This is a genomic window from Mesorhizobium sp. M7A.F.Ca.CA.001.08.2.1, assembly GCF_003998455.1.
In the GTDB taxonomy this organism is placed as follows: Bacteria; Pseudomonadota; Alphaproteobacteria; order Rhizobiales; family Rhizobiaceae; genus Mesorhizobium; species Mesorhizobium ciceri.
In genome coordinates, this window is sequence record NZ_RZPW01000248.1 from 1 (window position 1) to 8,039 (window position 8,039).

Annotated in this window: 10 protein-coding genes and 1 pseudogene; 10 read left to right on the plus strand and 1 reads right to left on the minus strand. The window is 62.3% G+C overall.

What is annotated here, in order from left to right; genetic code table 11:
• The 4 genes from EN914_RS16380 to EN914_RS16395 all read left to right on the plus strand — a co-directional run.
• A partial coding sequence (locus tag EN914_RS16380; protein ID WP_127389158.1) for an arsenate reductase (azurin) large subunit occupies window positions 1-1,876 on the plus strand: 1,876 nt, incomplete at its 5' end.
• 102 nt (window positions 1,877-1,978) lie between these two features.
• Window positions 1,979-2,329: a cytochrome c family protein gene (locus EN914_RS16385; RefSeq protein ID WP_032899593.1), complete on the plus strand. Its 351-nt coding sequence runs from the start codon at window positions 1,979-1,981 to the stop codon at window positions 2,327-2,329.
• A gap of 129 nt (window positions 2,330-2,458) precedes the next feature.
• Window positions 2,459-3,655: a gephyrin-like molybdotransferase Glp gene (glp, locus tag EN914_RS16390; protein WP_245467609.1), complete on the plus strand. Its 1,197-nt coding sequence runs from the start codon at window positions 2,459-2,461 to the stop codon at window positions 3,653-3,655.
• A 119-nt stretch (window positions 3,656-3,774) separates the two neighbouring features.
• On the plus strand, window positions 3,775-4,035 hold the full coding sequence (locus tag EN914_RS16395; protein WP_081714407.1) for a helix-turn-helix transcriptional regulator: 261 nt from the start codon (window positions 3,775-3,777) through the stop codon (window positions 4,033-4,035).
• Window positions 4,036-4,319: 284 nt separating this feature from the next.
• Here the strand turns inward: EN914_RS16395 and EN914_RS16400 are convergent.
• Window positions 4,320-4,526 (minus strand): annotated as a pseudogene (locus tag EN914_RS16400) (MerR family DNA-binding protein); the annotation flags it as partial.
• A gap of 126 nt (window positions 4,527-4,652) precedes the next feature.
• Here EN914_RS16400 and EN914_RS16405 point away from each other — a divergent pair.
• From EN914_RS16405 to EN914_RS16430, 6 genes are all read left to right on the plus strand, one after another.
• Window positions 4,653-4,985 carry a helix-turn-helix transcriptional regulator gene (locus EN914_RS16405; RefSeq protein ID WP_024505032.1) on the plus strand — a complete coding sequence of 111 codons (333 nt, stop codon included), beginning with the start codon at window positions 4,653-4,655 and terminating at the stop codon, window positions 4,983-4,985.
• A gap of 11 nt (window positions 4,986-4,996) precedes the next feature.
• The gene (locus EN914_RS16410; protein WP_024505031.1) at window positions 4,997-5,506 is read left to right on the plus strand and encodes an arsenate reductase ArsC; all 510 of its coding nucleotides are present in this window, start codon (window positions 4,997-4,999) and stop codon (window positions 5,504-5,506) included.
• Window positions 5,507-5,511: 5 nt separating this feature from the next.
• The gene (locus EN914_RS16415; protein ID WP_024505030.1) at window positions 5,512-6,201 is read left to right on the plus strand and encodes an MIP/aquaporin family protein; all 690 of its coding nucleotides are present in this window, start codon (window positions 5,512-5,514) and stop codon (window positions 6,199-6,201) included.
• Window positions 6,198-6,620: an arsenate reductase (glutaredoxin) gene (arsC, locus tag EN914_RS16420; protein WP_127389159.1), complete on the plus strand. Its 423-nt coding sequence runs from the start codon at window positions 6,198-6,200 to the stop codon at window positions 6,618-6,620. The genes EN914_RS16415 and arsC overlap by 4 nt, the downstream gene beginning before the upstream one ends.
• 10 nt (window positions 6,621-6,630) lie before the next feature.
• Window positions 6,631-7,347, plus strand: a complete 717-nt coding sequence (gene arsH, locus EN914_RS16425; protein WP_024505028.1) for an arsenical resistance protein ArsH — start codon at window positions 6,631-6,633, stop codon at window positions 7,345-7,347.
• Window positions 7,348-7,495: 148 nt separating this feature from the next.
• A partial coding sequence (locus EN914_RS16430) for a DMT family transporter (RefSeq protein WP_164778758.1) occupies window positions 7,496-8,039 on the plus strand: 544 nt, incomplete at its 3' end.

The window sequence follows — 8,039 nt, forward strand, 5'->3', positions numbered from 1 at the left end:
CCGCTCCCACACCCGCCCCGCCTACAACTCGGAAGTCCACGCCACCCGCGACATGGGCGTTGGCGAGCTCAACAACTGCTACGAGGATGCAGAACTGGCCGACACCATCGTTTCGGTCGGAAACAACCCGCTCGAAACCCAGACCAACTATTTCCTCAACCACTGGATTCCGAACCTGCGCGGGACTTCGATGGACAAGAAGAAGGCGCAGCTTCCTGACGAGCCTCACGCCAACGGCCGCATCATCTTCGTCGACCCGCGCCGCACGGTTTCGGTCAACGCCGCCGAGGCCGAAGCTGGCAAGGACAACGTCATGCACCTTGCCATCAACTCCGGCACGGACATGGTGCTGTTCAACGCGTGGCTGACGGAGATCGCCGCCAAGGGCTGGGTCGACAAGGCCTTCATCGACGCGTCGACCACGGGTTTCGACAAGGCGGTCGCCGCCAACAAGACCTCGCTCGAGGACGCGGCGAAGATCACCGGGCTGACCGTTGACCAGATCAAGCAGTCGGCCGCCTGGATAGCCGAGCCAAAGGAAGGCAAGCGCCGCCGCACGATGATCGCCTACGAAAAGGGCCTGATCTGGGGCAACGACAACTACCGCACCAATGCGGCCCTCGTTAACGTGGCGCTGGCAACAGGCAATGTCGGCCGCGAAGGCGGCGGCTGCGTGCGCATGGGCGGCCACCAGGAAGGCTACGTCCGTCCCTCGGACGCGCATGTCGGCAAGCCGGCCGCCTATGTCGACAAGCTGCTGATCGAAGGCAAGGGCGGCGTTCACCACATTTGGGCCTGCGACCACTATAAGACCACGCTGAACGCCCACCAGTTCAACATGGTCTACAAAAAGCGCACCGACATCGTAAAGGACGCGATGAACGCCGTGCCCTACGGCGACCGTGACGCGATGGTTAAGGCGATCACCGACGCGATCAAGGCCGGAGGCCTGTTCTCTGTCGACGTCGACATCATCCCGTCGAAGATTGGCGCGGCGAGCCACGTCTGGCTGCCAGCGGCGGAATCCGGCGAGATGAACCTGACCTCCATGAACGGCGAGCGCAGGATGCGGCTGGTCGAGCGCTACATGGATCCGCCTGGCAACGCCAAGCCGGACTGCCTCATCGCCGCAGGCATCGCTCAAAATCTTGAGCGCGTTTTTCGCGAGATGGGCGACGCCAAGTACGCCGACCAGTTCAAGGGATTTGACTGGAAGACCGAAGAAGACGCGTTCATGGACGGGTATCATCAGAACGCCAAAGGCGGCGAGAACGTCACCTACGAGCGGCTCCGCGCCATGGGCAACAACGGCTTCCAGGAACCGTCGACAGGGTTCGAGGGCGGCAAGATCGTCGGCACGAAACGGCTCTACACCGACGGCAAGTTCGGCACGAAGGATGGCAAGGCGACTTTCATGGAAGCCGCATGGCGTGGCCTGCAGGCGCCTGGCAAGGAGGAGCAGAAGAAGAACAACAAGTTCCTCATCAACAACGGCCGCGCGAACATCGTCTGGCAGAACGCGTTCCTCGACCAGAACAGCGAGTTCGTCATGGATCGGTTCCCCTATCCGTTCATCCAGATGAGCCCCGATGACATGGGCGAGTTGGGACTGAAAAACGGCGATCTCGTCGAAGTCTACAACGAGAGTGGCTCGACGCAGGCGATGGTCTATCCCACTCCGACCGCGAGGAAGGGCGAAACCTTCATGCTGTTCGGTTTCCCGACGGGTGTGGTGGGCAATGTCATCAATGCGGGCACGAACGAACTGATCCTGCCCAACTACAAGCAGACGTGGGCGAACATCCGCAAGATCTCGGATGCTCCGGAAAGCGTGAAGCACCTTTCCTTCAAGTCCACGGAATATCAGGCGGGCTGAGCCACGTATTCTGCCGCGGGCTAACCGGCTCGCGGCAGCTAGCCGTGTCTTCAATCGTCAACGGAGAGTTCTCGCGTGAAATATCTGCTCGTCAGCGCCACAATGGTTTTGGCGTTACTGCCGCCGATCGCCCAGGCCCAGGATGTCGAGGCTGGCAAGACGGTGTTCAAAAAGTGTGCCGCCTGCCACAACGCCGATACTGACGCGAACAAGGTCGGGCCAACCTTGAAAGGCGTCGTGGGCCGGACAGCGGGGACCGTCCCGGGCTATTCGTATTCGAAAGCCATGAAGGACGCGGGTGCAGCGGGCCTGGTGTGGGACGAGCCGAACCTGACGGAATATCTGGCCAATCCCAAGGCGAAAGTGCCGACGAACAAAATGGGGTTTCCTGGCCTCAAGAACCCCGACGACGTCAAGAACGTCCTCGCCTATCTCAAGAGTGTGTCAGGTTAGAAAACCTAGGCCGTTGCGTTTCGAGAACAACGCAGGGGAGGAGCGATCGTGTTTCACGCCGCGAAGCCTGTCTTGAAGGCCGACTGCTCCGCCGGGCAGGGTGGCGAAGCTATCCCGTTCGATACGGCGGTGGCCAAAGCCGTCGCGCTCGCCAAACCTGTTCGATACAGGGAAACAGTCTCGCTTGCCGCAGCATTGGGACGGGTTTGCGCGGCCGATGTCTGCTCGCCTATTTCGCTGCCTCCGTTCGACAATTCGGCCATGGACGGGTTTGCCGTTCGAACGGCGGATTTCGATGGGGAAGGGCCTTGGACCTTTCGCGTGGCTGAACGGGTGGTCGCCGGCGACGTACGCGCCCTTGAGAACCTCGACCCACAAACTGCACTCAGAATATTCACGGGAGCACCCGTTCCGTCGAGCTTCGACGCCGTGGTCACGCAAGAGCACTGTGAGCGAGCTGGCGATACTGTCACGATGTACGAGCGGCCCCGTCGTGGCCGTCACATCCGTCTCGCTGGCGAGGACGTCGGCGCCGACACGGAACTGGTAAAGCGGGGCAAGGGCCTATCCGCGAGAGACCTAACCTTGCTGGCGGCGGTGGGGATCGTCGATGTCCAGGTGCTTCGAAAGGTACGGATAGGACTGCTCTCAACCGGAACCGAATTGAAAGAACCGGGTGAACCGCTCGAGCACGGCCAGATTTACAATTCCAACCGGATCATGCTCCGCTCGTTGCTGGCGGCCTGTCCTTGGGCGGAAATAGTCGACTTCGGCATGGTCCCTGACAGCCTGGGTCTCCTCGCGGACGTTGTTGCCCGCGCGGTCGCGTCCTGTGACGCCCTGGTCACCACAGGCGGGGTTTCGGCAGGCGAGGAAGACCATATGGTCGCGGCCGTTCAGGCTCATGGCGCCGACCTCGACGTCCTCAAGGTGGCGATGCGGCCGGGCAAGCCGCTGAAGGTCGGAAGGATCAGGAACACGGTCTTTGCCGGGTTGCCAGGCAATCCCAACGCCGCCCTGATAGCGTTCCGGCAGATTGTCCTGCCTGCCTTGCGAAAGCTGGCTGGCCTCGCGGAGACCCAGCCGCAATGGTTCTCGGCGGTGGCTGGCTTCAGCTGCAAAAAGCGGCAAGGCCGAACCGAGTTCGTGCCCGTCCGCATATCCAGCCGCACCGAAACGGGTGAACCCGTGCTGGAGATGCTTGAACGTGGGTCCTCGGCCAATTTGATGGCGATCGCGTTGGCCGATGGGATTGCGCTCTTGCCGCCTGACGCGGCCGAGATCACAAACGGCACGCTGCTGCGCTACGAGCCGTTTTGGACCTAGTTCTGTTTCGCGACCACCATGCTGCGCGTCGCCTTGCAAGTCCTTGCAGACGCGGCCCGAGTCCTCTAGTTTTTGCACTAGATACGACATCTCCAATGACATGTGATTCTGAGGAGAATATGAAGCATTTTTCACAATGTCCGGCGTCTTTGTTGAAGCCCATGCAATGCCGGGCGGGGCGTGCCCTCTTGGATTTGGATCAGGCTGAGCTCGCCAAGGCCGCAAATGTTCATCGAAACACGATCGCAGATTTCGAAAAGGGGAAGCGAACGCCCAATCTGAACAACCTGATCGCTATTCAGGGGGCGCTGGAATCGGCCGGAGTGGTCTTAATCGACGAAGGTGCGCAGGGCGTTGGGGTGAAACTGCTCGGGGCGTGAGGGAGGTGCCCCGAAACACAGGGTCCGTGGCCGCAGGCGTGCCCGTCCCTTGATGCAAGCTATTTCGGCCTCAGCTTCGAAGGTATTTGACGAGCGGCGCAATCGCCAGCAAAAAGGCAATGAACGCCAGGATCGAGATGACGGCCATGCCGCCCATCATCCACATGCTTGAACCACCCATCATAGCGGTTATTCCGCGAGACCCGGGTGCGCGCCGCGGTTGCGAGGTGAGCGAGGTGAATTAGTTCGCCGCAGATTTCCGTCAAGACAATAAAGAAGCTCGATCAGCCCCCCGTCGCCCTCACTGCGCCATTGCCTGGTCCTGCCAGTTCGTCGATGATTGGACAGTCCGGCCTGTCATCTCCCTGGCAATGCTCGACGAGGTGATGAAGCAGTCCGCGCAGTCCGACCAGTTCGGCGATCTTCCTGTCGATCTCCAGCAGCTTGGCTTCCGCGATTGCCTTTACGTCCGCGCTCTCGCGGTCCTTGTCGCCTCTAGGCATCCTGATACCGTCAACCGATCCCGACGCGGCAAAACGTGATCGTCGGGCTTGCCTATCGTCATGTTGCTGTCATATGTTGGCGTTACGTACCCTTAATTCCGGATTTATGGATACATGGATAAAAAGTCGGCTCTTCTCGCATTGGCGGCACTCGGCCAAGACACCCGGCTCGAGGTCTTCCGCCTGCTCGTCAAGGCAGGCGCAGATGGCGTGCCCGCCGGCGAAATCGCTTCGCGACTGGATACGGTGCAGAACACCATGTCGGCGCACCTGAAGGTCCTCGACCATGCTGGTCTGGTCCGCGCTGAGCGTGACGGCCGAACAGTCCGATATCTCGCAGACATGACGGGCTTCCGCGACCTGCTCGCCTATCTCATGGAAGACTGCTGCAACGGCGCGCCGGAGCTCTGTCAGCCCGTGATCCAGGCGGTAACCTGCAAATGCTGAGGAAGGAGCCCATGAGCGATCAAATCTACAATGTCTTGTTTCTCTGCACGGGGAATTCGGCGCGATCCATCCTCGCGGAGGCGATCCTGAACCGCGTCGGCGCTGGCAAGTTCAAAGCCTATTCGGCGGGCTCGCACCCCAAAGGGGAGGTCCACCCCTACACGCTCCAGCTTCTGAAAACCCTCAACTACGACACCTCCTTCGCCCGTTCGAAGGACTGGGAGGAGTTCGCGGTCCCCGGCGCGCCGAAAATGGATTTCGTTTTCACCGTCTGCGACAATGCAGCCAACGAATCCTGCCCGGTCTGGCCGGGACAGCCGATGACGGCGCACTGGGGCGTGCCAGATCCGGCAGACGTGGAGGGTACCGACGCCGAAAAGCACCTGGCTTTCGCCGAGGCCTACCGCATGCTCAACAACCGCATCTCGATCTTCGTCAGCCTGCCCATGAACATGGTCGACAAGCTCGCGCTGCAGAAGCGCCTGGACGAGATCGGCCGCAACCTGCCGAAGGCGGGCTGAACCTCATGGCGAACGACCTGCCACGCCGCGTCGTCGCGGAAGCCTTGGGAACCGCGCTGCTGGTCGCGACCGTGGTCGGCTCCGGCATCATGGCCGCCAAGCTGACGCACGACGTCGCCGTTTCGCTGCTGGGCAACACACTGCCGACCGGGGCGATCCTCGTGGTGCTGATCACCATACTGGGACCGATCTCGGGGGCGCATTTCAACCCCGCAGTCACGCTGGTGTTCGCGCTCCGCCGGGAGATAGAGGCGAACGCGGCGCTTGCCTATGTCATCGCACAAATCGCGGGCGGCATCGCCGGGACCTTTTTGGCCCACGCCATGTTCGAGCTGCCGATCCTCCAGGCCTCCGCGACGGTGCGGACCGGAACCGGGCAGTGGCTTGCGGAGGCGGTCGCCGCCTTCGGCCTTGTCTTCACCATCCTGGCAGGGCTGCGTTTCCGCTCCGACGCGATCCCCTGGCTGGTCGGGCTCTACATAACGGCCGCCTATTGGTTCACCGCCTCGACCTCCTTCGCCAACCCGGCCGTCGCGGTCGCTCGCGCTTTTTCCGACACGTTTTCCGGCATCCGTCCGGTCGACCTTCCGGGCTTCATTGCCGCCGAATTGCTAGGGGCCTTGCTCGCGATGGCGCTCGCGGGCTGGCTGCTCGCTGAGACGAAACCAATCAGACAGATGAAGGCTGCCGAATGACTGTTACGATCTACCACAACCCTGACTGCGGCACCTCGCGCAACCCGCTGGCCATGATCCGCCAGTCCGGCGAAGAGCCGCAAGTGATCGAATACCTGAAGAACCCGCCATCACGCGAAAAGCTCATCGAACTGATTGCCGCGATGGGAAAGAAACCCCGCGATCTACTGCGCGAGAAGGGCACGCCATACGCTGAACTCGATCTGGGCAATCCCAAGTGGACCGACGACGAGATCCTCGATTTTATGCTGGCGCATCCGATCCTGATCAATCGGCCGATCGTGGTGACGCGTCTCGGCGTCGTTCTCGCGCGGCCTTCGGAGGCGGTTCTCGACATCCTGTCCAACCCCAATATCGGGCCGTTCGTCAAAGAGGATGGCGAGGTCGTCGTCGACACCAGGGGCAAGCGCATTGCCTGACCGGGATCAGGTGGCCGAAGGCTCGTTGCCGAACGTGGACGAAGACCAGTTCCGGCCGATCGACCTGCAAGCGCTGCTCGACGCGCCGCGTTCGATCCACAGGCCCCGCGTGCTGATGCTCTATGGCTCGCTGCGGGAACGCTCCTATTCCCGGCTCGTCACCGAGGAGGCGGCGCGGATCCTTCGCCGGCTGGGCGCCGAGGTGCGCATCTTCAATCCTTCGGGCCTGCCGCTGCCGGATTCGACGTCCGCCGATCACCCCAAAGTCCAGGAACTGCGGGACCTGTCCATCTGGTCCGAGGCCCAGGTCTGGTGCTCTCCGGAACGGCACGGCTCCATGACGGGAGTGATGAAGGCGCAGATCGACTGGCTGCCGCTGTCGATGGGCGGCGTACGCCCGACGCAGGGCAGGACGCTCGCCGTCATGCAGGTTTCAGGCGGCTCGCAGAGCTTCAACGCCGTCAACCAGCTCCGCATCCTCGGTCGCTGGATGCGGATGTTCACAATCCCGAACCAGTCGTCGGTTGCAAAGGCCTTCGCCGAGTTCGACGAGGCAGGCCGCATGAAGCCGTCATCGTACTACAACCGGATCGTCGATGTGATGGAGGAGCTGATGAAGTTCACGCTGCTCCTGCGCGACCGTTCCAGCTACCTGACGGATCGCTATTCCGAGCGCGTCGAGAGCGCCGAAGAAGTGGCCAAGCGGGTGAACCAGCGGTCGATCTGAGGCGCGTCCTGCCGCAGACAGAATGGCGGACGGGACGCGGCAGGCAGACTATGAGCGCAACCGCAGGCATCCGTCGCCTGTCGTTTGTCTGGGGGCAACTGATGGCAACTGAACCGCCCTGCAGTTTCGGCGACCGGGCGAGCGCGCCATGAGACCGCGCGACGTCGCGTTGGCGACCTTGCCTCCCGCGCTGTGGGCGATCGCCTACACGATCGCCAAACCCGCCATGCTGACCTTTCCTCCCATGTTCCTGATGGCGATCGTCTATGCGGTCACGGCACTCGCGCTGTTCCGGCCATCGGGCAGGCGGCAGACGCCGCTGTGGGCGCTGGTCGCCGCGGCAACGCTCGGAGGAAGCCTGCAGAGCGCGCTCATATTCAGCGGCATTGCCCTCGTGCCCTCGACGATGGCGGTCCTGACAGTCCAGTCCCAGGTTCCCTTCGCCGTCCTGGCAGCCTGGGCGATCGGCCAAGAGCGCATGAACGGCCGTCGGCTAGGCGGTATCGCGCTCTCGCTCGCGGGCGTGGCGCTCGTTGTCGGCTTGCCGCAATCGGTCGGCCAATTCAGGGGCCTGCTCCTCATCGTTCTGGGCACGTTCTGCTGGGGCATCGCACAGGGAATAATACGGGCGGCGTCGAAGGATTCGGGCGGCCAGCTCATGGGAGCGATGTCCGCCATTGCGGCCCCTCAGC

What these genes read in the sequence shown, in the direction of transcription:
- EN914_RS16405 (WP_024505032.1), top strand. Translation starts at nt 4,653, where the DNA reads ATGGATAAAAAGTCGGCTCTTCTCGCATTGGCGGCACTCGGCCAAGAC.
- arsC (WP_127389159.1), top strand. Translation starts at nt 6,198, where the DNA reads ATGACTGTTACGATCTACCACAACCCTGACTGCGGCACCTCGCGCAAC.
- EN914_RS16410 (WP_024505031.1), top strand. Translation starts at nt 4,997, where the DNA reads ATGAGCGATCAAATCTACAATGTCTTGTTTCTCTGCACGGGGAATTCG.
- EN914_RS16395 (WP_081714407.1), top strand. Translation starts at nt 3,775, where the DNA reads ATGAAGCATTTTTCACAATGTCCGGCGTCTTTGTTGAAGCCCATGCAA.
- EN914_RS16415 (WP_024505030.1), top strand. Translation starts at nt 5,512, where the DNA reads ATGGCGAACGACCTGCCACGCCGCGTCGTCGCGGAAGCCTTGGGAACC.
- EN914_RS16385 (WP_032899593.1), top strand. Translation starts at nt 1,979, where the DNA reads ATGGTTTTGGCGTTACTGCCGCCGATCGCCCAGGCCCAGGATGTCGAG.